Below are 25,187 nucleotides of genomic sequence, written 5' to 3'. Positions count from 1 at the left end.
AACGCCCTCAATATCAAGCGGGCTGGCATCAGAAGAACGACGCGACGAAAATACAATCGACATTTTATAACTTTCGGAACACTCGTAACAAATACAGTCATTACGCTAACACGAATTGACCAAATCAGGTAGAAATTTCACGCCAGCATCGTTTGCATCGCATCATCGTTGCTAGCATTTTCAGAAGGCGTAAGGTTCGATTGTGCCTGTGCGATAGCGTTTTCGCCAATCCCAGCCGTCTCTTCCATTATTATGGCAATGACTTCATTGGCCAACTCCGAAGCGTCTGGCACTTCGGGGATGTCAATCAGTGCTGCCTGATGCAACAGCAGGTCCGAATATTCGCCGCCCGCTGCCATAATGGTTGAGTCGACACCAGTCTTGGTGATGTTGGCTGCATTCAACAGGGCGTTTCCGGCTCCGTTGACCGCGGCATCAACAGCAGCTGCTGCTTCAAGCGAAATATCGTCTTGATCCTGCAACAATGTGACCTGTTCGACCGAATTGACCTGCAAAAGATCGCCGTCGATCTTCAGTACGCGAAGCAACTCCATGCCGGCGTAGTCCGGATTGGATGTCAAAGCGTCTTCAAAGGCCTCGCGATCAATCTGCTGCAACGGCATAGCCTCGGCATGGGCCATGTCCAATTCTTCCACCGTGTCCTCGCCGGTCGTCGTCAGATTGGCCTGGTTCATAACCAGATTGTCGTCACCCTCTTCCGGCTTGCCGGCGCCATAGACGTCATCGTCCAACAGCGCGATGGTCTGGTGCAGCATATCGACCGAAATCATGTTTCCACCGATCATGATCAGATCGTAGAAATTGCCCAGTTCAACGATGTTTGTAACATTGGTCAGAATGTTGTCACCCAATGTGAACAGGCTGGTCGAAGCCGTGACTTCCGTGTTGATCTTGTCGATATCTGTGGCGTCGATCACCTGCTTGATGAAGTTCGTGACCCACAAATCGCCTTGTATCCACGTGACCGAGACAATCGGATCCGCACCCGGCTCTGCTACATTGTCGTCCTGCCACCACTGTTCGCTGGCTTCGGTCCCGATAAATGACGCCTGAACCACATTGGTGTCACTTTGAACACCGGGTTCACCCTGATCGATGTCGGACACCACCGCCACCTGACTGATCACTGTCAGGTTAACGGACTTGCCGCCCACTGCGATGACGGGCGCGTCGACCCAGGCCACAGTGATGTTAACCTCGTTGACCGCAAGGTTTCCGCCCGCGATAACCGTATGGCCCTCGCCGAACTCATCATCATCCGAGCGATCCCATTCGTCCGGGGTCATGTCTGGCGTATCGTCTTCTTCCTCGTCTTCTGTCTGGTGATGCGCGGGCAGAAGATCGTCCCAATCCGGAATTTCTTCGACCATTTCGCCATTCACAATAACGCCCAGCGCGTCCTCGCCGTGGAACTGGTGAATGGTCACGCCTTCGATTTGAGATATCATCGGCGACTGCATCTGTTCAGCCAGACTTTCGAGGTATTCCAGCGACTTATAGTCTTCAATGTTCAGAGATGGCGTTGCAATTGCGTGCATCGACAACGCGACATCCAGCATCTGCTCGCCTTGCGCAATCTGGATTTCGATATCGCGAAAATCGCCGTGACCGATGACATCGTTGTCGTTCAGGACAATCGCCTGGAACGTGTAGGTCACGGCCGAGCCGATGATGAGTGGTGGGACTTGTGGATCCAGAATTAATACTGCTGTCTGCGCCGTCCCCAACTGAACATCCGGAATATAGGGATCGGGTCCGAAGCTGGGACCGACATATATCTCTGACAACGCAAGCGGCCCATCAGGCACGGGCGGCAAAGGAAGATCGGCAGGAGGAGGCAGAAGTTTATAAGGGAGTGGATCATATTCTCCTGGTGGGAGATCTAATTCAGTAGCGATCCGTATGGATATCGGATCGTCAAGTTCATCCAGTTCGACTTTGCGCCGAAGCGCCGTGAATTCTTCGTACTGATCTCTCAGCCGGGCCTGTTCAATCGTAAGCTCAAAGGTTCCAATAAAATGCGCTATCGTTTCTGTAATACTGTCGAGAGACATATCGGTTTCCTTTTCCCCGCCCCGGCCTAAAATTTCCGCTTTGGGTTTGTTGTGCCGAGGCCACTTGTCGCGGCCTCGGCGGTTTCGTCAGAAGGTCGGGGCCCGATAATTCGGGCCCTGACTGCGACTTACACGTCGGTGTCGTCGCTTGCGAAGCTCGAATTCATCGCACCGCCAACCATCGTGGTGTCGACCGAGTTGCCAAGAACATTGGCACCCATGACGATCGACTGGTTGAAGGCCGAAGTATCGACAACTGCGGCTGCAGATGCATACGACTCGCCGTTGATGATACCGTCGCCACCGTTGTTAGAGCCCCAGGTTCCTGCGTTTCCGCCAGCTCCGCCGTCGCCCGAGTATGCGCCGGCCGAGCTACCGCCCATGCTGTCACCACCCATGGAATCCCCGGACATAACGTCGACAGTGGCCTGGCCGCTTGAGCCGCCCGTTGCCGTTCCGGCACCGCCTGCACCGCCAGCACCGCTAGTAGCAGTACCCGTGGCTTCGTTCATAGCGGACGAATCCGAGTCATTATCGGATGCCGACGCGCCGCCGTACCCGGCGATTGCTTCAGCCAAGCTGTCTGCCGAACCATCGGCTTCGAACACGGAGTCGAGTGCACCTGCACCACCACCGCCGCCAACCGCGTCAGATTGTGCTGTACCGGCGCCATCAGCGTCAGCATCAGCCGCCGAAGAGCCTGTTCCACCTGCACCACCATCACCGTCAGCTGCTGAGCTACCGGTGCCAGTTCCATCGCCGGCACCGCTAGCTGTATTGGTTCCACCGTCGCCACCATCTGCATCCGCATCAGTAGCGTTATCGGCAGCACCAGCAACGTCGCCCGAGGTCTGGTCGACATCCGGGCCAGAAGCGGATTGATCGCCTACACCCTGGCCATCGACATCTGCAGCGGCGTCTCCAGCATTGCCATCACCACCGTTGCCATCACCGGCTGTCGACGAACCGCTACCAGAATCCGCTTGGGAATTACCGGTGTCGGCATCTGCGTCGCCTCTTCCGCTTTCCGAGATTTCCTGTTGGAGGCGCGCAATGGCTTCTTCTACGAGACGCGAGAAGCCGCCTTCTCCGTCACCGCCGGCCGCCGAGGTATCGTTGTCGGATTCACCACTGCCTGTACCGTCAGCAGTATTATCACCCGCATCATTGTCACTGGCGTCGGTGTTGTTGTCGCTGGCGTTGTCAGCAGAGCCGTCTGCATCTGCGTCACCATCGCCACCATCTGCTCCGGAGGCGTCACCATCGTTGTCGGTTTCGCCGTAGCCTTTGGCTTTGGACGCGGACTCGTTGTCACCACCATCGGCTTGTGCATTCGAGTCGCTGTCGGCATCAGCAGTCCCAACTCCCTCTGCGTAAGAGTCTACATAACCACCGTCACCGCCTGCATTGTCTGCATCGTTGTCAGCGTCGGTCGAGTTGTCAGCGTTCGAGTCGCTACCCGCTTCGCCACCATCGCCACCGCCGCTTTCACCATCCGCTTCTGAATTCGAACGCGCTTTACCGGTGTTTTCATTGTCGGCATCGCCAGTATGGCCACCATAACCGCCTTCTGCGTCTGCATCTGCGTTGCCGGTCTGACCGCCTTCGCCGTACGCATCGCTACCGATGGTTTTGCCACCATAGCCGTCGCCACCGCGGCTGTCGCCGCCCATGCCGGAGCTCGCGCCATTTGCTGCGGAACCGATACCTTCCTTAGCGTTGGCTTCACCGCCATTGGCATCGCCATTCTGCTGGAAGTCGCCGTAGTTTCCGACCTCAGCGTTGTCGAGGTCGTCATTGTCTTCAAGGCTTGCCAACTGATTGCTGACAAAAGACATATCGTTTCCTTCGCCATCCAACGAAATGTTGAGGTTCATGTCGTCGCCGGGATCATAGTCAAGATCGCGACCAGCAATTATTACGTCACCCATGCTGGCGTTGTCGCCCAGATCCAGGTCGACTTGATCGTCATCACGCGGGATCCACTCGCCACCACCAAAGTCAATGTTCACAGCATTGCTGTTCGAGTTGTCGTTGCTGTCGTCACCACCGTTTTCATTTGATTGCGACTGTGTTTGATCCTGGTCTTGACCCTGATCCTGATCCTGACCCTGTTCGTTTTCGACCTTGTTCTTTTGCTGTTGTTGCTGGTTCTGTTCGTTGTCGACGCTGTTGTCGTTGGTTTGCTCTTGCTCATTTAGATTTGCGTCAATCTGAGCTTCTTCGACTGTAATATCGGCATCGATATCAACATGGGCCTCTTCGACCTCAACTTCACCGATTGCAGTAATGTCGTTGTACGGTTGGTTGCGTCTACTCATAATAGTTCTCCACTTATGAAGCGCGCTGACCGTCACTCATCTCTAAAACGGTTACTGGCGCAGTTGAATAATAAGAGCCGCACTCATGCGCAAAACGCGCGTGTGCGGTTTCGTTCAGTGAATTTTACCCACCCTCCTTTCTCGGCTTAGCCGACGCCGTGTCTGCGGAAGTAGCTCGCGGAAATGCGCGATTCGCGGACACATCAGGAATTAAGGCTTCAGAATAGAAGCGGGATCATGGTTACAGGCAGAGCGCGTCGTGAATAGCTACCTTAAAGGACTAGAACGCCCAGGGCCTTGATTTCATTACTGTAATGCTCGTGTGATCGAATAGCAGTCGCAGCAATGGCCAATCGCGCGGGTCAAATCTCACAATTTGGGAAACCCATTGTTTTCCACCACTTACGCGAGAGGAAGTACTGCCGACCTAAACGAAAGCATTAGAACTGAATTTTCGGAACGGCGCACATCATTGATAAAACTTGTACTTTCAGCTATAGTCGTGCGCCAATAGCGTAAGTTACTTTAATTCTGTTCTACCAGTACTGGTTACAATTTCGCCGTTATTTTTCGCGGCGTGGGTTAATTAAAAGGGGGCGTGGCAATGGGCATTCCGATTCAGGAAGATGCTGTTCAAAACGATTACAATCCCGAAGAATTCTCGATCAATTTCGTCGGCAAAGAACTCTTCTATTCAAATCAAACGATCCATGGTGTCCGATCCGAATTTGGCGTGATCACGCGCCGGATCGAAACAATTGACGCGCTGTCTGCGCCCAGCGGCTCGGACGTTGGGGCCGGAAAGGTCGTCGTCGTCGACCAGATGATGCTGGACGACCTGTTGAACCGACCGCAGGCCTATATGGAAGTCGCGGGATCAGGCAGCTTGGCCTTTGCTTACCGCAAGGAAGAATCTGCCCGGCTTGCATTCGAAAAGTGGGATCGCAGCAAATTCGGCGACATCGGATACCTTCCGATGAACGTCGCGCCAGATGTATGGCGATCTATTTTGCGCCTGCTGTTGCATGAAGAACTGTACCTGCCGTGTTTTCTTGCGGATTGCGTGCCACATTCACCCACGCCGTCGAATGGTGCGCCAGCAGCGACTTCAAAGCCCAGCGACCTCCACCCGACATACTCCAAGCTGACACGCCGGGAAAAGCAGGTGCTGAAACTGGTGTCGAAAGGTCAAAGCAACAAGATCATCGCATCGAACCTGGGCATCACCGAACACACGGTCAAACTTCATATGCACAACGTGGCGGGTAAGATCGGTGTCAGCAACCGGACTGCAGCCGCGCAATTCTATTTTGAGGTTGCGCCGGACGAAGCGCGAGAACTGCCGGTTGACTGACGATTTCGAAGCCCGATTTGACCGCCTAATCCTGCTGGTCGGCAAGTTGAACTACATGTGGACCAACACGGAAAGCCTGTTGATTCACCTAATCGCCGGGTTGACCCGCACCAACAAGGATACCTCAGTCATCATCTTTCTGACGCTGAACACGACCCGCGCCAGAATTGATCTGGTCGAGCGGCTGGCCAAGATGGAGGGCCGCCCGCCAGACATTCGTGACCCGATCCTTGAGCACACGAAGCGTCTCAGCAAGCTTTCGGGAATTCGGAACAGGTACAACCATTGCATCTATTCCTTCGACCCAGACAGCGGCAATCCGAAGACAATACTGATGCGCATTGCGGACCGGAAGACGGACATCAAACTGGGCCGCCAGGATACGGTTGACGAAGGTGCGATGAAAGAAATCGAAAAGGTCGTCGACCAACTTTCAGTGGCGAACCGGGAAATGTGGAAACTGATCAACGATCTTGGGTTTCCGGCTTAGCAATGCGCTGGTGCGGGCGGTGGGACTCGAACCCACACGGGCATACGCCCTTCAGATTTTAAGTCTGATATGTCTACCATTCCATCACGCCCGCTCAGCGTGCCAGGCCTCTGTTGAACCTCAGGAACTCAGTAAGGCCATCAGATCACGAATTCAATGCGTTTCACCTGGGAAAATTCGGCATCAAAACGTCGCGGTATCCCCCGCATTTCCCCTGCCCGTCCATCGCCGCGGCACTTCAATCACTTTCTCTTGGGTTGCATGACGCTTGCTTAACCTCCACTTGGAGTTAAACTATGCTGTAGAGCAGAAAAGCGATTGAGTTAAGTCGTGAGCACCGAGCAAAAGTCCTTTGAAGATCGTATCGCCCAAATCAATAAACGCACGGAAGAAACAGCCCGGAAAAATCCCAGACCCAAAACCGATAACATCTGGAAACGCCTCGCCTATCCAGGGGCATTCTTGGGCGCATTTACGCTTGGCTCCATGGTGGTTTTTCTGACCCGTTTCATTCAGTTTCAAATGGTGGGCGTGCCGGAAGCAGGCAAAGTGAACACGCAGGACTTTATCGGCATCGCGATGGCCAGTCTGGCGGGTATGGTCATTTCGATGTTTCTCAGGGACAAGCAAAAAGAGTTCGCAAGTGCCAGCACAGTTGGGGTCTTGTTGACAACTTTCACGGTCCACAATCTGGTTTGGGCCTACCCCGTTCAATTCGAACGAATGTACAGTGAGGACTGGGTTGAGTTCATGCAAAAGATTACCGAGCCCTCCAGCCTATACATCTTTGGCATCACTATCGGATTAACCTAAATATCGGGGGCCGTTGGATCGCTGCCAACTGCAGCGGAAAAGTGAGTCGCGCACCATTCGAAACAGAATTTTGATATCGCCCAATCAGCCACCAAATAGCAGCTAGAGCATGCGCGCAGATAGCGCCTCAATCTGACAGAGACAGAATCGATCTGTTCGTGCAGTCATTCCGGTACCTTACTGCATCTTAGATATTGGAGAGTTAGTGGTGCCCCCACACCGCGATGAATACTTGTGTCTTAGTGGTTCGCCATATACCGTATTCTCTTTAATATAATCACCTTACCTAATATTAGCTGTATCAAAACGTCTCATCTTAGGTCATATTAATCCACATATAGTGGGTGGACAGAAGGGTGGATAGATGCCACGGACTATCAACCGCCTTACCTCGCTGACCGTGAATGCTGCCAAGCCTGGAAAGTACAATGATGGCGCTGGTTTGTGGTTGCACAAGCGGCGTGACGGTGGAGGACAATGGTTCCTGCGGTTCACCCATCATGGCCGTCGTCGTGAGATGGGACTAGGGGCGCTCCAGCATGTCACCTTGAAAGAGGCTCGGGAAGATGCTGACCAAGCACGATCTTTGGTGCGGCAGGGTATCGACCCAATCAAAGATAGGCAAAACAGAGAGCGTGAAGCAATCAAGAACATGCATTGCCTACGCGACGTGGCACTTGATGCATTGGAAAGCCGCAAAGCAGAACTCAAAGATGAGGGAAAGGCGGGCCGGTGGCTTAGCCCTCTTGAACTTCATGTTCTGCCGAAGCTCGGAAAGATGCCAATCGCCGAGATAGATCAGATCGACATTCGCGATACCTTGCGACCTATTTGGCACAAGAAAGCGGATACTGCACGCAAGGCTCTCAACCGGCTTTCAATCAGTTTTCGTCACGCAGCAGCATTGGGTTTGGACGTTGACCTTCAGGCTCCCGAAAAGGCTAAGGCTTTACTTGGCAAACAGATGCACACGCCCACGCACGTTCCGTCCCTGCCCTGGCAAGATGTACCTGCTTTCTACGCCTCTATTGATGACGGTTCGGTTACACATCTCGCGCTGCGACTGCTTATCTTGACGGGCGTCAGGACTAAGCCCCTGCGCTTCATGCGCTACGAACACATTTCTGATGACATATGGACAATACCTGCTGAATTGATGAAGGGACGAAAGGGAAGTACTTCGGCGTTTCGCGTACCCTTGTCCGATGCCGCATTGGCCGTACTCGATCAGGTCAGTCCATTCGAGCGGGATGGCTATGTTTTTCCAAGTGTGCGAAAGGGCGTGATTTCCGATGCGACGATGTCTCGCCTGATGGAGCGTCGCCAAATGATCGCTCGTCCGCATGGTTTTCGTTCGAGCTTTCGAGATTGGATCGCCGAGACGACTGATACGCCCTACGAAGTCGCAGAGACCTGCCTTGGGCACGTTATCGGCGGGCGAGTTGAAAGGTCGTATCGCAGAACTGACTATTTGGATAGTAGGCGAACCGTACACGATCTGTGGTCGGACTATGTCACAAGCTTTCAAGCGACTGGAACAAAGCAGTGATCGTCAAGGTACATCATCAAAAGCATGAACCAACTAGCTCGTCCGAAATATCCAAACTGGAAAAATCGTACCAAAACGGCGATGTCGTTGCCTTGCTGCAAATCATTAGGTTGGGACGAGAAGGTGTTTGCGACCTACCTGAGTGGGCGTACATACCAATTGAGAATGTTTTCTTTGATATCCTGACAAAAGATACCTTGGGAAAAGTGGGAAAGGGTAACGGACCCTTTGGAGATTTCCGCAAACATCTGAAGAAGACTGTCAGGGCATCCGCTTACAGCTATATCAGGGCGTGGCAAAGCGACCCTACTCGTTACTCAAACATGCCACGTCATACAATCCAGCTTTGGTTCGATGGTGTGATTAACTGGCCTATCCCAGGTTACCTCGAAGCACTCAGGCTCGCAAACAACGCTCTCAAAGGAACGAAGTACCAGGCTCATTCAACAACTATCCGGAAAGCCTCAATAGGTATGCAAATCGAGGCCACTCAGAGCCGCCAATCAATAGAATTCGAACTGGGTTTGAGAGGTCCAATCGGCATTTTTGGCCCTCCATCAGATCGCCTGCCAAAACACGTGGCAGAATTGCTGTCAAAACATCAGGCACCCTCCAAGCAGTAAACGGGTGCACCAATCTCAGTGAATGAACTTAGTTCACTAAAAAATGTACCGTTTAACATAGGGTTTTGAGGACCAGCATTCGAATTAGCTTTGTGATGTTCTTGCTCCAACACGCACTAAGGAGCACCATCATGAAGTATCTTTCTTTTAGACAATTGCGCCAAAATCTCGGTGGCCGCAGCAGGTCATCCATCTATCGCGATATCAAATCCGGGCGGCTTCCAATGCCAATGAAAGTCGGTAGCCGCCTATACTGGGACGAGGCGGAGGTTCGGGCTGCGATTGAATTGCATCGCCTGCCACAAGTCTGACACTGGCAAAGTCCGTCAAAATTGCATGCTCCTCGCCTGTTCCCGCAATTGTACGTAAGTTCACTGAACTCGAGCGCGATCATTTCTCAACTGCCACATTCACTAGGTTGCTCCAATGAGCTGTTACTTCAAATCCCATCAGTGCAATGCTTTTCAAGACCAGCTCGGATACAAGCTTCCCGTTCACGCAAACGAGCTTGGACAGTTGAATGATCAAGTCTCTCGTGCAAAGAAAGCGAAAAAACGCGCAAAAAAACTTCTCGCCCGCGTATTGAAACATGCGTCTGAAGGCGGTGTGAAATATCGAAAGGCGTGTCGAGAATACCTCGGTTCTTTCGCCGCCCGTCTCACCGCAGTTATTGATGTGAACATCTCAAGACCGTTTCGCCACCGCCTCAGCTTATATCAGTGCTTTGTCATCGCAGAGGGATTGGACCTATCCGGTAAACTCATCGACACTGCTAAGATCAGTCGCAGAAAACGGTCTACTCCAGGCAAATTCCGGTTCGTTTGGGCCTTCGGCATCAGGTCGGCGGCAGCTCAGAAATTGCTCGCTGATTGTATCCGAGCTCTTGTGCCGCAAAAGGTCGATCAACCGAACTGGTTATTCACGGATCGCGGCGTGCCGAAAGCAATTTGTCGGCTACTGCACATCATCGAACAAGGAAACACTTGGGTAGCAGAAATCGACATCAGCGAATTCTTTCCAAGCGTATCCCAAAAGGCTCTCCTGCCATTGTTGCCGACACCTCAATCGGTAACAAAGGAAGTGGCATTCGCCACGAACGTGCACCTCATCTACCCCGATGGGAAGCCTATCATTGGTAAGCACGTATCATCAATCCGTCAGGGAGTGCCCCAAGGGGCCCGGACCTCTGCGGCGATCGCGCTATGGATTATGACATTCCTCGAACCCGAGTTGTCTGATCAGGTGCATCTGATCGTCTATGCGGACAACCTGTTCTTGGTTGGTCCGACACGGCAGGAGGTAGAGGCTGCGGCGAAGCCCTTGGCCGAGGCGGTAGCCTCGCTCCCTGGCGGAACTTACTCGACGAAGCAACCCGTTGTGTCGAGCGCGGAGAAGAGCATCTACGCGCTCGGGCACGAAATTCGTCTTTGCAATGGGCAAGTTTATGACTGGCCCAATCAATCAAACCAGCAGGCATACGAAACGACCATCGCTCGGGGATTAAAGAGAGCCACCGACCTCTACGCGAAACACGTCGAAACCGGGGAGGATAGTTGGCTTGCCTACGTTCTTGCCGAACTGGCAGGCCTCCGGCGGTACGTGAATATGTGGATTAAATTGTTTAAGGACAGTCCTTATGACGGCCTTCTTGAGCTCATGGACCCGGCTCACGACATCTCCATTTTTATGACCCAGCGCGGCATCAGCGACTTTGACCTCAAGGGTTGGGAAAACGGCAAAGTCAAAGTGCTCCACAACCCGTCAAATCGGCTGCTGGAATGGTCGCAGTGAACGTCAGCACCGGAGCCGCCAACCTATTGGTTTTGGGAGAAAAGCGTTAGCGACTGGCCCAAAACCAACCCAAGTTCACCGGACCAAACTGCAAGTGCCTTTGAAGGCAGAAAAATCCACAAATTTCGGTGAACTTGAGTTCATTTATTCTGCCCAAACGTGGTCCAACTTGGCTTGCATGTCGCGCAGGAAATTGCGTTCCCACTAAGTCAGTTTGGACGAAACTAAGGCCAGTTCTATTTGCGCCACTGCGCTTCGACGGAGTTAGTGAACTTGAGTTCACTAATTGCAAATCAGTGCTGTCCGCGTGGATTGTCGCGCGCATGCGGTAGCAGTTCGTAGCTTTCCAGTTTCGCCATATCCAAAAAGTACTGTGGTTTCCGTCGAGGGGCGGACCGAAGCCATTCTGCCAGTTCAGACTGCGCCAGCTTTAACCACTCAGGAAACTCCTCGGGGCTGGCGTGATCGCCACGAATAAATCCGTAAAGCGCTTCGATGTATATCACTCGCCCAACCCAAGGAACCTTGTACACCTCTTCGCCGCGTTTCTGGTTCAAGCGCTCTTCCAGCAGTTTGCAGGCAGCTTCGAGCAGTTTCTCATCTCCAGGAAACCGTTCATCGGCAAGGAACCAGTTGGCTATTTCCCCACGCCGGTCGTTGTTGTCCTTTCCGTGATACGCTCCAAGACCCATGTTGCAAATCGTGCAGCACGGCACCAAAAGGCACTCTCCAAATTGGTTCCGGATTGCTTTCTTGGTGACTAAACCACCATCTGCAAATCGATGGAGTACATACACAGGCGGCTGGTGGTCATACTTGTTGTCATTTGGTATGCCGCAGTAGATGCAGCGATTTCCATCTACCGTCTGGTAAACCCGAGCAAACCGTTTTTCCGCTTTGTAACGGTTGTATTTCTCCTTTACGCGCGCCATTGGCTATCCAAGTCAATCGCTTGGGGAAACTCTCTGCTTAATTCTAACTCGACACATCACTTACGATTTGAATGCGGTTTGATTATGGCACCAAAGCCTGCTGACTAAACTCAGTGAATTCAAAGTGTGTATCTGGTGCACTCAAGTTCACTGACCTACGCCAAAGCCCACTTGCAATCCATCGGCACAGCGCTTACGCGCCCTCAGATTGGCGGGGCGGCGCGTTCCGTAATCAACTTTCGGGCTGTGACCCTTTCGCGATGGATCATGTAAAGCCCCGCGCCAATGATGATCGCTATGCCGGTCAGGGTCAGAGTGTTAGGGAAATCGCGAAAGACCAGATAGCCCAACAAGGTGGCCACCGGCAATTCGAGATATTGCAGTGGCGCTAGCGTGGCCGAGGGCGCAATCGATAACGCATAAGTCATCATCATATGGCTCAGAGTGGCGAAAAATCCGACCCCTAAAAGCCATAGCCACGCGATGCCTTCAGGCCAAACCGGATCAAGCAGCTCAGACCCTGTACCTTGGGCCAGCAGCAAAGCGGGCAGACAGAACAGGCTGGCGATCAGGCCGGTGTAAAACTGAAGAGTGACAGGATGCAACCGCCGCGACAGCCCACGTGTTACGAGAATGTAGAACGCGAAGCCAACCGCGGTGCCCAGCGGGAACAGCGCCACAGCGCCAAAGACTTCAAAACTAGGCTGGATCACGAACAAGACGCCGACGAAGCCCACGATCGCCGCTCCGACGCGGCGAGGACCAACATCTTCGCCCAGGTAAAACTTGCCGACCAGTAGCACGATGAATGGGGCGACGAATACGATAGCCAGCGCATCGGCCAGCGGCATTACGCGGATCGCGGCAATGAAGCAAAAAGTCGAGACGAGTAAAAGCAACGCGCGAAATAGAAGCGCCAGCCATTGCCCTTTTGCGATCCGCATAGAGAGCCCCATGATCCAGACAAACGGCGCCATCAGTACGCATTGAACGACAAAGCGCGCAGCCGTGACCTGTCCGACCGGAACGCTGCTCGATGCCAGCTTGGCCGCCACATCGAGCAAGGGGGCCGTCACGCAAAACCCCAGCATCAACGCAACACCGGCAAGGATGCGGTCGTTGGAGGGGGTGGAAGAGTTCACGCTTGTCATGAGCCCCGCATAAGTGCCGTAGCCTGCACGCGTCTATTCTCTTTGCGACGCATGTTTCAGCGTCATAGAATTCAACCAGTTGTCTCGGGCTGAATTTGGTGCACTCAAGTTCACTCGGCTTGTATACTGCCACTTTTGTATTTCGCGACAAGTCGCTTAATCCTATCCGCCATCATCTTTTCATAGTGCTCTACTTGTTGACGCCCTTTATCAGTCGACTTCCAATACTCGAAGAGTTCATCGTGTGTTGTTCCACGCGCCATCGGTCTGCGTTTTTCGTGAGGATTGTCAGCGAGAAATGCATCAATGATCGCATCGTCCCTCTGGATATCTTTGTCTGCGTCGAATAGGGCAGCGGCAGGTTCGTGCGGCGTCATTGTCTGCTGGGTTTCTGACTTTGTCCCAAGTGCATCTCTGGCCGCTTTCAATGACAGTGTTATCTCGTTGAGTGGGGTTGGGTCAGTCCACTTAGCCCAGGCTCGGTCTTCCTGACGACGTACCGCGGATAGGTAAAGGCTTCGAGGAATTGCAAGACGCTTGCGAAGCTGCGCTAAGCGGGCCCTACCAGCGTTAGCCATCAAGTAACTCCACGCGGCTCTGTAGTTCATCGAGTTCTCGATGCAGTTCTTCAGTTTCAAATGCCTTTCGAGCAGCCTCCACCGTTCGTAGCAGTGCATCTGCCTCGTCAGTGGTGATATTGCCGCTCGAAACGGCTTTGAGGACAGCATTCACAGCATTCAATATGTCGCCAGGCTCTTCGATCTTCGGGAAGGTAACGTTCAGTGGGCGACATTTACGCGGAGGCAGAACACGGTCCAGGCAGAGCCGGATCGCCGTCATATCCCCTGCCTTCGCCAATTCGATAGCCTTTTTGGTGATGGCCGCAGCGTCGTTATCCATCAAAGCCTCGGCAGCGAGAGTGGCCTTGTTGCGCGCGCCTTTTGGCCGCCCTTTAGGATTTCCGCTTTTCCCTTTAAGGAATTTGCCAGCCTGAGAAGGCGGCGCCTGTTTCGAACCTGTTTTATCAGGCTGCGGTTCTAATTTCGGTACGGTCACAGCTAACGGCTTTCATTACAGATAAAGGTCAGCTTAGTTTACCTAAAATTAGTCAAATCGTATAGCTGAAATTGACCTTGAGACATCAATCATTCGAATTTCTTGAATGGCAGTATTTGGCAAGAGCCGTTGCGTCTGCCAATGCGCTTTGAGCACTCGTCAGTGAACTTGAGTTCACTCACCCCGATGCGCTTGCATTGATCACAGCATTAAAAGCAGCCATTCATCCAACCCGCAGCGAATTACCGCTTCGAGCCCAGAGCGGACTTGATCCTGTAACCTTAGTGCTGCAAGCGCATCAGGCCGCACTCAGCCCGAAGCGGACACGCTCATTGGTAGCGTTGTTTGAAAAGCTGACAATCACTTTCACTTTCAATTGTTACCGGTCTTGAGCTGGATTTTCTTTTGTCCTGCGCTCACGAAACCATTCCCGAATTTGCAGGTCTTTTTTGTTGGCGGCGATTTTTGGTATACCAAACACCAAATACCTGATACATCATCCTCGTGAGATTGCGAATCGGCCCGTTGGGAGAGGTCGGTTCGGTACCCTGAGGAGGATCAGAATGAAGAAGTTTCTCGCCACCGTATCCGTGGCGGCAATGGCCCTGACAGGCGCTGTGGCCAATGCTGACGAATACCCGTCCAAGACCATTGAAGTCGTGACCCACGCCGGCAATGGCGGCGGCACGGACGTCACCACCCGGATGATGATGCTCCGCGCCCGCCGTGAGCTGAAAACCGACATGGTCGTGGTCAACAAGAAAGGTGGCGGTGGCGCTGTTGCCATGGACCACTATCTCGAAGTTCCTGCCGACGGTTACACCATCCTGACCTTCACCATCGGCCACGCGGCCACCGTGGCCAAGGGCAAGACTAAGATGACGCTGGACGATATCCGTCCGATCGCCCGCGGCACCGACGACCCGCAGATCCTGATGGTCCGCTGTGGCGCCTATGACAACGCCGAAGCCTTTGTCGCGGCTCAGAAAGAAGCGCCGATTTCCTACGGTACCACCCACCTGGGCAATATCGACGACGTCTCGGCCTTCATGTTCACCAAGAAGGGCGGCATGCAGACCCCGAAGATCGTTCCGTTTGACGGCGGCGGTGAACTGGCAACCCAGTTGGTGGCCGGTGCGGTTGACGCAGCCGTGCTGAACCTGGCCGAGGCCGGGTCTCAGATCGACGCAGGCGATGTCTGCCCGATCGTGGTTCTGGCCGATGAGCGCATGTCCGGCCTGCCGGATACCGCCACCGCCAAGGAACTGGGCATCGATGTCAGCTTCTCGACCGTGCGCGGCTTTGTGGTTCACAAGGACACGCCCGATGATGTTGCCGCCATGATCGAGGACGCACTGATGAATTCGATGAACCACGGTGTCTACCAGGGCTTCCTGGACAGCGTTGGGCTCGACAGCACTTCGGTCGTCGGATCGGAGGCCTGGGGCAACCAGATCACCACTATGGTCACCGACATGGAAGCGGCTCTGAAAGAGCTCGGCTTCATCGAGTAACCTGACCATTTGCGGCGCGGCGGTTCCGGTCGCTGCGCCCTCTTTCCCTTTCGAGATCTGACATGCAGACCCCCACCGAAAACCCCGTTTCGCAGCGCCGCGCGATCTCGCGCATGGCGATTCCGCTGGGCATCATCGCGTTCTGCGCCTGGGCCTGGTGGCTGAGCACCCAGTTCGAGCGGGTTCCCCCGATCCTGAAACGCGGGATGCAGCCATCTGATTTCCCGCAATTGGTGCTCGGCCTGATCATCTTTCTGTCGATCTGGCTGCTGTTCCGCGACCGTTCCGAAGCGCCTGAACGCCTCACCAAGATGGTGCAGATGACGATGGGCCTGCTGATCGGTTTCGTGCTGGTGGGCGAGATCGACCTGTTCCTGGCCCTTAGCCTTTTCGCCGCCTCGCTGGCCGCCCTCTGGGGCGAACGCCGGATCTGGGCGATCGTGCTGGTCGGCCTCATCGCCCCCACCGCCGTGTTCTTCCTGTTCGACGGCATTTTCGAAGTCCGCTTTCCGCGCGGTCTGCTGACCAACTTCTGGTATGAGTAACTGACCCATGGACGCAGCTATCCTCAACGGCCTGATGGCCCTCGCCGATCCGCAGCTCCTGGTGCTGATCTTTGCCGCGACCCTGGGCGGTGTTCTGGTGGGCGCCCTGCCGGGCCTGAACGCCACCACAGGCGTCGCCCTGCTCTTGCCCTTTACCATCACGATGGACCCGATCCCGGCCATCGCGATCCTGACCACGATCTATTGCGCCGCGACCTTTGCCGGGGCAATCACCGCCATTCTCATCAACACGCCGGGGACATCGGCCAGTGCCACCACTTGCCTAGACGGCTATCCCCTGGCCCAAAGGGGAGAGGCAGGCCGCGCGCTGGGGATGGCGGCGGTCTCCTCGACCATCGGCGGCATCATCTCGGTCGTAGCCCTAATGGCGGCCGCCCCGCTGATGGCGCGGGCCGCCTATAACTTTGCCCCGCCGGAATATTTCGCGCTCACCGTGTTCGGCCTGTCGATGCTGGCCACCATCGGGGACGGATCTCCGGTCAAGAATATCGTCTCGGGTGCCTTCGGCGTGCTGCTGGCTACGGTCGGCATCGACCTGCTGACCTCGATCGAACGTTTCACCTTCGGCATGAATGAACTCAGCGAAGGCATTCCGTTTGTGCCGGTGATGATCGGCGTGTTCGGCATCTCGGAACTGCTGATCCAGGCCGACAACCTGCATGTGGAACGCAAGCAGGTGATCATGAAGGCGATCAAGCTACCGAGCCGTGAAGATTACGCCCGTGTCTGGAAGACCATCCTGCGCTCGTCCGGCATCGGCACTTTCATCGGCATACTGCCGGCAGAGGGCGCCACCGTGGCCTCGATGATCGGCTATAACGAGGCCAAACGCTGGTCCAAGAAGCCCGAGGAATTCGGCAAGGGATCACTGGAAGGCATCGCAGGCTCCGAAGCCGCCAACAACTCGGCCACCGGCGGTGCCATGGTGCCAACCCTGGCACTGGGGATCCCCGGCAGCCCAACGGCGGCAGTGATCCTGGCCGGCCTGATGGTCCATGGTTTGCGCCCCGGCCCCACCATGTTCACCGAACAGGCCGATTTCGCATTCGCCATCTTCTGGTCGATGATGCTGGTCAACGTGATCTTCTTCTTCATCGGTCTCTGGGGCGCCAAGATCTTTGCCCGCGTCACCCTGATCCCGATCCAGATCCTGTGGCCCATCGTGTTCATTTTCTCGATCGTTGGCGCCTATGCGCTGGAACAGTCGATGATGGATGTGTGGATTGCCATCGGCTCGGGCATCGTCGGCTTCTTCATGCGCCGCCACGGCTTCTCGGTGGTGCCCATGGCCATCGGCCTGATCCTGGGCGGCATGCTGGAAACCCGCCTGGGCCAGTCCATGGTGATGTTGGACGAACAGTGGTGGCTGATGTTCACCCGTCCGCTGGCCCTCTTCTTTTTTGTCCTGACCGGACTGGCCCTGTTCGGCCCGATGGTCTGGGGACTGCTCTTCAAACAACGCTCGCCCGTCGAGTCGACCGGAGAATAAGCAATGACAAGAGTAAAATCCGTCCGCACGCGCGTCTGGAACTGGAAAGGCAAGACTGTTCCTCCGCAAGGCAATTTCTGCACCAATGCCAGTGATCTGCTGTGGGAGAAAGGCGATGCGATGTCGTCCTTCCGCTTCCACCAGTGGCTGACCTGCGAGATTGAGACCGAAGACGGAACCATCGGGATCGGCAATGCAGCCCTTGCGCCGAGCGTGGTGAAACAGGCGATTGACGAGTGGTTTGCACCTATGGTGATCGGCGAAGATCCGTTTGATTACGCCTATCTCTGGGAAAAGATGTACCGCCGGTCACACGCCTGGGGCCGCAAGGGCATCGGCATGACCGCGATCTCGGCGGTGGACCTCGCGATCTGGGACTTGATGGGCAAGCTGACCGGCAAGCCCGTTTTCAAACTGCTCGGCGGCCGCACCAAGGAAAAGATCCCGGTCTATTACTCCAAGCTCTATTCCGGGCCCATCGAGTCCATGCAGGCCGAGGCCGAAGAAGCCAGCAAGAACAACTACCAGGGATACAAGATGCGCTTTGGCTGGGGCCCCAAGGATGGGCCGGCAGGAATGCGCGAAAATCTCAAGCGGGTCGAAGCGGTGCGCGAAGTCATTGGCTATGACGTGGATCTGATGCTGGAATGCTATCAGGGCTGGAATGTCGATTACACCAAGCGCATGCTGCCCAGGCTGGCCAGATATGAACCCCGCTGGCTGGAAGAGCCGGTGATTGCTGACGACGTCGAAGGCTATCGTGAACTGAACGCCATGAACATCGTGCCCATTTCGGGCGGCGAGCATGAGTTTTCCGTGATCGGCTGCAAAGACCTAATCGAGAAAAAGGCCGTCAGCGTCCTGCAATATGACACCAACCGCGTGGGCGGCATCACCGCGGCGCAGAAAATCAACGCCATTGCCGAAGCCTTTCAGGTGCCGGTCATTCCGCATGCCGGGCAGATGCACAATTACCATCTGACCATGGCCAATGCGAATTGCATGATTTCGGAGTATTTCCCGGTCTTCGATGTCGAAGTAGGTAACGAGCTGTTCTATTACATCTTCGATGGCGACCCGGATGCAGTGGACGGGTTCCTTGATCTGGATGACAACAAGCCTGGTCTGGGGATCGAGATCACCGACAAGTACCTGAGCGATTTCGAGGTGACGGAATGAGCGGCCCCTACACCGGCATCTGGCCCGTTGCGCCAACCCCGTTCAACGAAGACGGCTCACTTGACCTCGAAGGAATGAAAAGGGCATTGGATTGCCTGATCGATCAGGGCGCAGATGGCATCTGTGTGCTGGCCAATTTCTCCGAACAGTTCCTGATTTCGGATGCTGAACGCGAGGTTCTGGCGCGCCTGTCGGTGGAACACGTAGCGGGCCGCGTCCCGGTGATTGTCACCATCAGCCACTACGCGACGCAGATCGCAGTGGAACGCGCACAATTCGCCAAGGATCTGGGTGCCGATGTCGTCATGATGATGCCGCCCTATCACGGCGCGTTGCTCAAAGGCACGCCCGAGCAGAGTTTCGAGCAGTTCGCGGCGGTGGGCGAGGTCGGCATCCCAATCATGGTGCAGGATGCGCCGCTCTCCGGCGTGGACCTGCCGATTTCGCTTCTGGTGCGCATGGCCAGAGAAATCGAGGCGGTCAAGCTGTTCAAGATTGAATGCCCCCGCGCCGCAAACAAGATCCGCGCACTGATCGAACAGGGGGGCGACGCCATCGAAGCCCCCTTTGACGGGGAAGAAGCCATCACGCTGCTGGCCGACCTGGACGCGGGCGCAACCGGATCCATGACCTCGGGCATGATCGTCGATCAGATCAAGCCCGTCCTCAACCACCACCATGCGGGTCGCATCGAAGAGGCGACCGCCGCATATGGTCGCGTGGCCATGGCAATCAACCACGAAAACCGGCAATGTGGCTGGCAGTCATGCAAGGCGGCCATGGTCGAGGGCGGCGTGATCAAATCTGATTTCTGCCGCCACCCGATCCCGCCCTTGCACCCGGCAATCCGCGCCCGCCTGATAGACCTGCTGAGGCCGCTGGATCCGCTGGTTTTGAATTGGGGAAAGTAAATTGAGCGACGCCTGGCTGGATACATTGAAACAGGAAGGCGGGGTGCGCCCCCGCCGGACCCTTGCCGAGGAAGCTGCGGACAATCTGCGTGAGTTCATTCTGCTTGGAAAACTGGCGCCGGGTACCGCGATTCCCGAGCGTGATCTAGCCGAGGCGTTGGGTGTGTCACGCACGCCCTTGCGCGAGGCGCTGCGCCTGCTCGAAATCGAAGGGCTGGTGGAATATTCCGCCACCCGCCGCCCGCGTGTGGCCGATCCGTCGCTGCACGAACTGACACAGTATATCTCGGTTCTTGGCGCGCTTGAGGCGCTGGCAGGCGAAACCGCCTGCCACGAGGCCACCATGGCCGAAATTGCTGATATCGTACGGCTGGCCGCACGGATGGCTGAAGGGTCAGACACGCTCAAACCCCTGGACTTTTTTCGCCTCGACATGCAGTTCCACGCCGCCATTGTCGAGGCCAGCCGGAACGAGCCGCTGATCGAAACCCACCGGCAATACAACGCCCGCCTCTGGCGTGCCCGGTTCCTGTCGTCACAACAGGTGGACCGGCGCGACAACACCCTGTCTCAACATGCAGAAATCACCGACGCCCTGCAAAAACGCGACGCCAAGGCCACACGCCGTGCATTGCGAGACCATCTGAAAAGCACGATCGAGAATATCGCCCGTATCCGCTCACAGGACAACGAAGAAGCCCCAGAGGACTGAACATGAAACCCAAAATAGGCATTATCCCCGGTGACCCCAGCGGCATCGGGCCGGAACTGATTGCGCGTCTGCTGGCTGACGAAGGCGTGGCCGAGGCCGCAGATATCCTTCTGATCGGCGATGCGCATGTGTTCCAAGCCGGACAGGCCGTGGCCGGGCAGGACTTCGACATGACTGCAGTTGATGCTGAAACATCGGACTGGACCGAGGTCGAAGCGTTTGCCTTTCACGCCATGGACACGATTTCGGCGGACAAGGTGCAGGTCGCCGAAGTGACCGAGGCCGGGGGCGCATCGGTTCTTCGCACGCTGGATCAGGCACTCGAGTTCGCGCAAACCGGCGTGATCGATGCGATCGTCTTTGGCCCGTTCAACAAGGCGTCCATGCATCTGGCCGGTCTGGGGTATGATGACGAGTTGCATTACATGGCCGAAAAGTTGGGCGTGACCAACTACATATCGGAGCTCAACACGCTGGACGGCATGTGGACCAGCCGCGTCACCAGCCATATCCCGCTACGCGACGTGGCCGACACGATCTCCGAAGAGCGCGTGGCCGAAGCGGTACACCTGATCCACAACACCCTGCGCCGCTCGGGCCTTGAACGCCCCCGGATTTCGGTGGCCGCGATCAACCCGCATGCAGGCGATGGCGGCAATTTCGGCACCGAAGAGATCGACATTCTCGAACCGACTGTGCGCAAACTTGCCCAGGGCCAGATGGCCGTCGATGGCCCGTGGCCCTCTGACACCGTGTTCCTCAAGGCGGTGGCCAAGGAAATCGACGCGGTGGTCACCATGTATCACGACCAGGGCCAGATCGCCCTCAAACTGCTGGGCTTTGATCGCGGCGTCACCGTGCAGGGCGGCTTGCCGATCCCGGTCTCCACCCCCGCACACGGCACCGCCTTTGACATCGCCGGACAGGGCCGCGCTGATGTTGGCGCCACACGTGCCGCTTTCGACATTGCGTGCAACATGGTTACACACTGGGACAAGTAAGATGACATTCACACCACACGGAAAACACCTGATTGCCGGGAACTGGGTCGCCGGAGATGCCACCTTCACCTCTGATCCCGCCCACGGACCCGCGCATGACTTCTCGGTCGGCACGCCTGGCCATGTGGATGCCGCCGTCGAGGCCGCCGAAGAGGCGTTCTGGTCCTTTGGTTATTCCACCCGCGAGGACCGCGCTGCCTTTCTCCACACCATTGCCGACGAGATCGAAGCCCGCGCTGAGGCGATCACCGAGATTGGCACCCAGGAAACCGGCCTGCCCGAGGCGCGCCTGCAGGGCGAGCGCGGCCGCACCACCGGGCAACTGCGCCTCTTCGCCTCGCATATCCTTGCTGGCGACTATCTCGATCAGCGCCATGACGAAGCCTTGCCGGATCGCGCGCCCCTGCCACGCCCGGACCTGAAGATGATCCAGCGCCCCATCGGCCCGGTCGCGGTGTTCGGTGCCTCCAACTTCCCGCTGGCCTTCTCCACAGCCGGCGGCGACACCGCCGCCGCGCTGGCCGCAGGCTGCCCGGTGGTGGTCAAGGGCCACTCCGCCCATCCCGGCACCGGCGAGATCATCGCCGAGGCAATCCATACTGCTATCGCCAAATGTGGCGTGCATCCCGGCGTGTTCTCCCTTGTGCAGGGCGGCAAGCGCGATGTGGGCACCCGCCTAGTGCAGCATCCACTGATCAAGGCGGTCGGATTCACCGGCAGCCTCGCCGGAGGCCGGGCGCTGTTCGACCTCTGCGCGCAGCGCCCCGAGCCGATCCCGTTTTTTGGCGAGCTGGGCTCGGTCAACCCGATGTTCCTGCTGCCCGCCGCCATGGAGGCGCGGGGGGGTGAGATTGGCACCGGCTGGGCCGGATCTCTGACCATGGGCGCGGGGCAGTTCTGCACCAATCCCGGCATTGCCGTGGTGCTGAAAGAGCAGGCCGAGACGCTCGCCGACAGCGCCAGCGCCGCGCTGAAAGAGACCGGCGCCCAGACCATGCTGACCGACGGTATCGCGGCGGCCTATCGCGACGGGCAGGCCCGTGTGTCCAAAGGCACCGGCGTGCGCGAGGTGCTGACCACTATGTGCGACCAGCGCGACACCAAGCCTTTTCTCTACCGGGTCTCCGCTGCCGACTGGCTGGCGGATGAGGCGCTGAGCGAGGAAGTGTTCGGCCCCCTCGGCCTGATCGTCGAGGCCGACGACCTCGACCAGATGCGTGCCGTTGCGACTGCCCTTGAGGGCCAACTCACCTGCACGCTGCACATGGACGACGCCGACCTTAAGGCGGCACAATCGCTAGTGCCGATCCTCGAACGCAAGGCGGGACGCATCCTCGCCAACGGCTTCCCTACCGGGGTCGAGGTCTCCGATACCATGGTCCACGGCGGCCCCTACCCAGCCTCCACCAATTTCGGCGCCACCTCGGTCGGGACTCTGTCGATCAGACGCTTCCTGCGCCCCGTCTGCTACCAGAATATGGCCGACGCCTTGCTGCCTACCGCCTGATCCGGCGTGGTCCGGGCGCTCAGTTTGACACCGATCTCCCAAATCTGCCACTGTATCCTGCGGGAATAGATGGCGGCTTTGGGCGACTCGTGGGACTTTGCAAAGACCGCTTTATGCGCCTTCCAGAAATTCGGAACTGACCAAGCTGCAGGTGCAGCGAACGGTGACTTCGTTGTCCGCAAAGCAATCATACGAACAAATAGCAGCGAATGACTGCATGGGGCCACAAATCTACCAATTGCTGCGCAACGATCAAATGGCTGGTTCTGCGCCATTCCGCCTCTGAACGGTCTCAGGGCAAAGGCGCAACATTTTAGGCACCCGGGGTGCTGACTATCTGCATCTGCGCTTACTGATATTGCCTCGTGCCAACTATAACACCATGAATCCGGCAACAGTCTTTGATTTTTACCCGTCGAGCATCGCGAGCACGGCGTCGCGTTCGGACAGGACCAACAGCAAGGCAAGATCACCCGGTTCCAGCTTTTCCAATATCATCGAGGCAGCTAGAGAGGGCGAAGATGCTCTCAGGACTTGTTGCGCGTCATATCCCTGTTCTAAGGCGGATTTTTTGATCAGGTCCGGGATTTCTCCCAATTCGCGACCTCTTAAATACCCTTCCAGTTCGGCTGCGACGACTACGTCGGGCTGGAAATTTAACGCCGTCGCGGTAACGTCTCGGATATCCTGATCCGACCGATCGCCAGCATGGCTGAGCATAATGAAACGCCGTTTCGCCGGTAGGCTTGACAGCGCATCGCAAACGGCCGAAATCGAGTGCGGGTTATGCGCAAAATCCACAAAAACACGCGCATTATTGTAACTAAACTCGTTGCAGCGTCCGGGGTTGTCCTTGGCGTCGGGTTTGAACCCGGCCAACCCATCCCGAACCCCCTGAACGGGCAAGTCCAGTGCCAAGGCAAGGCACAGGGCCGCCAGCGCGTTCAGGATATTGTATTTCGCAGCGCCGTCCATGGTCAGGGGAACATCGGAAACTGCAATAACTACCTGTTCGGCCGCACCGTCGAAAAAGACGATATCTCCCTCCTGCACATAGGCGCAGCACTTGCCCGCATCACGCGCCTGACGGACAAGGTTGTTCTGCGCATCCAGCGAGAACCACCAGATATTTGCGGATGTATTTTCCGCTTCTGCGCGGACATACAAGTCATCGGCATTCAGTGCCAGCACGCCCCCCTCGGCCAGCGTGCGATGCACGGCGAATTTGGCCTGAGCCAGTTCCGGCACCGTGTTGACCCCGTATTGCCCCAGATGGTCGTTTGCCACATTGGTGACCGCCGCTGCCGTTGCGGCGCGGGTCGGCAGACCCCGGCGCAGGATACCTCCGCGCGCGACTTCCAGACAGGCGACCTCCAGCCTTTTGTCACGCAACAGCATTCGCCCGCCGCCGGGGCCGGAATAATCGCCACGGTCGAGAATGTCGTCTCCCACCCGCACAAATTCGGTCGAGGTCAGCCCGGCAACCTTGCCTGAAGCGCGCGCGATCGCCTCAAGTAAACGGGTTGTGGTTGTTTTGCCGTTGGTTCCGGTAATGAAGGCCACCGGGATATTGTGCAGAGCCGACCAGTCCAAGTCATCGGGGGTAGGCAGCGCATCGACCGGCCAGGTCTGACTGCCAGTACCGTGCCCGATCGACACTTCGTCATCATCGCACAGGATATCCACACCATGCGCTTCTGCTGCCGCAATCAGGGCGATCAGCGCGGGATTGGCTTCCTTCTCCATGACGCTTTTGACATCCGCAACCATCTGATCGAAATCGCCGGGCTCGGATGCCAACAGTTCGGCAGCACAGAAATGCCAGACGGTTTGCACCGCGAAGATCGCGGAATAGAGCTGATCCATCGGTGCTGAAATCGCCAGATTGACGCCACCGGTGAAACTGCGGTGGGTTACGTCCTGATCCTGCCAGCCAAGTGCGTCCAGCACGCGGCGCGCGTGTTTTTCCCACAAAGCAGTGACCTGCGCGGTGCCGGTATCGGTGAAAAACACATCCATCACCGCGCCGGGGCGGTTCCACAACAGTCCCGGCCCGGTCAAGCGTCGGGCATCGTCTACCCGGATATGATCGGCGTACGCGCTTTCAATTGTCAGCGCGTTTTCAAGCTCTTCGATCCGGTCCATTCCGGTAC

Annotated in this window: 22 protein-coding genes and 1 tRNA gene; 15 read left to right on the top strand and 8 right to left on the bottom strand. The window is 56.4% G+C overall.

Translation table 11 applies throughout. From position 1 onward, the window contains the following. Positions 1 to 137 precede the first annotated feature (137 nt). Together AC2FFP_RS16805 and AC2FFP_RS16800 are read right to left on the bottom strand one after the other, a co-directional pair. Complete coding sequence (locus AC2FFP_RS16805; RefSeq protein WP_496881259.1) at positions 138 to 2,075, bottom strand: type I secretion protein; 1,938 nt, start codon at positions 2,073 to 2,075, stop codon at positions 138 to 140. A gap of 128 nt (positions 2,076 to 2,203) precedes the next feature. Then, positions 2,204 to 4,396, bottom strand: a complete 2,193-nt coding sequence (locus AC2FFP_RS16800) for a hypothetical protein (RefSeq protein ID WP_496768249.1) — start codon at positions 4,394 to 4,396, stop codon at positions 2,204 to 2,206. Between the two features lie 604 nt (positions 4,397 to 5,000). Between AC2FFP_RS16800 and AC2FFP_RS16795 the strand changes: the two genes are divergently transcribed. Both AC2FFP_RS16795 and AC2FFP_RS16790 read left to right on the top strand, forming a co-directional pair. Next, positions 5,001 to 5,750: a helix-turn-helix transcriptional regulator gene (locus AC2FFP_RS16795; protein WP_496881258.1), complete on the top strand. Its 750-nt coding sequence runs from the start codon at positions 5,001 to 5,003 to the stop codon at positions 5,748 to 5,750. After that, positions 5,743 to 6,240 (top strand): hypothetical protein, encoded by a 498-nt coding sequence (locus tag AC2FFP_RS16790; protein ID WP_108862396.1) that lies wholly within the window; start codon positions 5,743 to 5,745, stop codon positions 6,238 to 6,240. Before AC2FFP_RS16795 ends, AC2FFP_RS16790 begins: the two co-directional genes overlap by 8 nt. 8 nt (positions 6,241 to 6,248) lie before the next feature. Here the strand turns inward: AC2FFP_RS16790 and AC2FFP_RS16785 are convergent. Then, positions 6,249 to 6,334, bottom strand: a tRNA-Leu gene (locus AC2FFP_RS16785). 236 nt (positions 6,335 to 6,570) lie between these two features. On the opposite strand from AC2FFP_RS16785, the gene AC2FFP_RS16780 reads away from it, so the two are divergent. From AC2FFP_RS16780 to AC2FFP_RS16760, 5 genes are all read left to right on the top strand, one after another. After that, positions 6,571 to 7,053 carry a hypothetical protein gene (locus tag AC2FFP_RS16780; protein ID WP_496768245.1) on the top strand — a complete coding sequence of 161 codons (483 nt, stop codon included), beginning with the start codon at positions 6,571 to 6,573 and terminating at the stop codon, positions 7,051 to 7,053. A 364-nt stretch (positions 7,054 to 7,417) separates the two neighbouring features. After that, positions 7,418 to 8,602: a tyrosine-type recombinase/integrase gene (locus tag AC2FFP_RS16775; RefSeq protein WP_496881257.1), complete on the top strand. Its 1,185-nt coding sequence runs from the start codon at positions 7,418 to 7,420 to the stop codon at positions 8,600 to 8,602. Then, positions 8,599 to 9,225 (top strand): hypothetical protein, encoded by a 627-nt coding sequence (locus tag AC2FFP_RS16770; RefSeq protein WP_496842038.1) that lies wholly within the window; start codon positions 8,599 to 8,601, stop codon positions 9,223 to 9,225. The genes AC2FFP_RS16775 and AC2FFP_RS16770 overlap by 4 nt, the downstream gene beginning before the upstream one ends. Positions 9,226 to 9,356: 131 nt before the next feature. Further along, positions 9,357 to 9,536, top strand: a complete 180-nt coding sequence (locus AC2FFP_RS16765) for a helix-turn-helix transcriptional regulator (protein ID WP_496842039.1) — start codon at positions 9,357 to 9,359, stop codon at positions 9,534 to 9,536. Between the two features lie 115 nt (positions 9,537 to 9,651). Next, on the top strand, positions 9,652 to 11,016 hold the full coding sequence (locus tag AC2FFP_RS16760; RefSeq protein ID WP_496881256.1) for a reverse transcriptase domain-containing protein: 1,365 nt from the start codon (positions 9,652 to 9,654) through the stop codon (positions 11,014 to 11,016). Positions 11,017 to 11,309: 293 nt separating this feature from the next. On the opposite strand, the gene AC2FFP_RS16755 is transcribed toward AC2FFP_RS16760, so the two are convergent. The 4 genes from AC2FFP_RS16755 to AC2FFP_RS16740 form a co-directional block, all read right to left on the bottom strand. Continuing rightward, positions 11,310 to 11,948, bottom strand: a complete 639-nt coding sequence (locus AC2FFP_RS16755; protein WP_496842042.1) for a hypothetical protein — start codon at positions 11,946 to 11,948, stop codon at positions 11,310 to 11,312. Between the two features lie 203 nt (positions 11,949 to 12,151). After that, positions 12,152 to 13,099, bottom strand: coding sequence for a DMT family transporter (locus tag AC2FFP_RS16750; RefSeq protein ID WP_496842043.1), 948 nt, complete (start codon positions 13,097 to 13,099; stop codon positions 12,152 to 12,154). Between the two features lie 110 nt (positions 13,100 to 13,209). Next, positions 13,210 to 13,476, bottom strand: a complete 267-nt coding sequence (locus AC2FFP_RS16745; protein ID WP_496881255.1) for a hypothetical protein — start codon at positions 13,474 to 13,476, stop codon at positions 13,210 to 13,212. Between the two features lie 193 nt (positions 13,477 to 13,669). Continuing rightward, the gene (locus AC2FFP_RS16740; protein ID WP_496842045.1) at positions 13,670 to 14,155 is read right to left on the bottom strand and encodes a DUF5681 domain-containing protein; all 486 of its coding nucleotides are present in this window, start codon (positions 14,153 to 14,155) and stop codon (positions 13,670 to 13,672) included. A 563-nt stretch (positions 14,156 to 14,718) separates the two neighbouring features. Between AC2FFP_RS16740 and AC2FFP_RS16735 the strand changes: the two genes are divergently transcribed. From AC2FFP_RS16735 to AC2FFP_RS16700, 8 genes are all read left to right on the top strand, one after another. Next, a complete protein-coding gene (locus AC2FFP_RS16735) occupies positions 14,719 to 15,669 on the top strand; it encodes a Bug family tripartite tricarboxylate transporter substrate binding protein (RefSeq protein WP_496842053.1) in 951 nt (316 codons plus the stop codon). A gap of 62 nt (positions 15,670 to 15,731) precedes the next feature. After that, entirely contained in the window at positions 15,732 to 16,214 is a 483-nt protein-coding gene (locus AC2FFP_RS16730) for a tripartite tricarboxylate transporter TctB family protein (protein ID WP_319544653.1), read from the top strand. Between the two features lie 7 nt (positions 16,215 to 16,221). Further along, positions 16,222 to 17,724, top strand: a complete 1,503-nt coding sequence (locus AC2FFP_RS16725) for a tripartite tricarboxylate transporter permease (RefSeq protein WP_496842055.1) — start codon at positions 16,222 to 16,224, stop codon at positions 17,722 to 17,724. Positions 17,725 to 17,727: 3 nt separating this feature from the next. Continuing rightward, entirely contained in the window at positions 17,728 to 18,903 is a 1,176-nt protein-coding gene (locus AC2FFP_RS16720; protein WP_496842056.1) for an L-rhamnonate dehydratase, read from the top strand. Beyond that, positions 18,900 to 19,814, top strand: coding sequence for a dihydrodipicolinate synthase family protein (locus AC2FFP_RS16715; protein ID WP_496842057.1), 915 nt, complete (start codon positions 18,900 to 18,902; stop codon positions 19,812 to 19,814). Before AC2FFP_RS16720 ends, AC2FFP_RS16715 begins: the two co-directional genes overlap by 4 nt. 1 nt (position 19,815) lies before the next feature. Beyond that, on the top strand, positions 19,816 to 20,526 hold the full coding sequence (locus AC2FFP_RS16710; RefSeq protein ID WP_496881254.1) for a GntR family transcriptional regulator: 711 nt from the start codon (positions 19,816 to 19,818) through the stop codon (positions 20,524 to 20,526). A gap of 2 nt (positions 20,527 to 20,528) precedes the next feature. Further along, positions 20,529 to 21,527 (top strand): 4-hydroxythreonine-4-phosphate dehydrogenase PdxA, encoded by a 999-nt coding sequence (locus tag AC2FFP_RS16705; protein ID WP_319544657.1) that lies wholly within the window; start codon positions 20,529 to 20,531, stop codon positions 21,525 to 21,527. A 1-nt stretch (position 21,528) separates the two neighbouring features. Then, complete coding sequence (locus AC2FFP_RS16700; protein ID WP_496842058.1) at positions 21,529 to 23,034, top strand: aldehyde dehydrogenase (NADP(+)); 1,506 nt, start codon at positions 21,529 to 21,531, stop codon at positions 23,032 to 23,034. A gap of 408 nt (positions 23,035 to 23,442) precedes the next feature. Here AC2FFP_RS16700 and AC2FFP_RS16695 read toward each other — a convergent pair whose 3' ends face one another. After that, positions 23,443 to 25,179, bottom strand: coding sequence for a Mur ligase family protein (locus AC2FFP_RS16695; protein ID WP_496881253.1), 1,737 nt, complete (start codon positions 25,177 to 25,179; stop codon positions 23,443 to 23,445). Between the last annotated feature and the right edge of the window lie 8 nt (positions 25,180 to 25,187).

Source organism: Ruegeria sp. YTSC004 (assembly GCF_059609805.1).
This window is presented reverse-complemented; position numbering and strand designations above follow the sequence as displayed.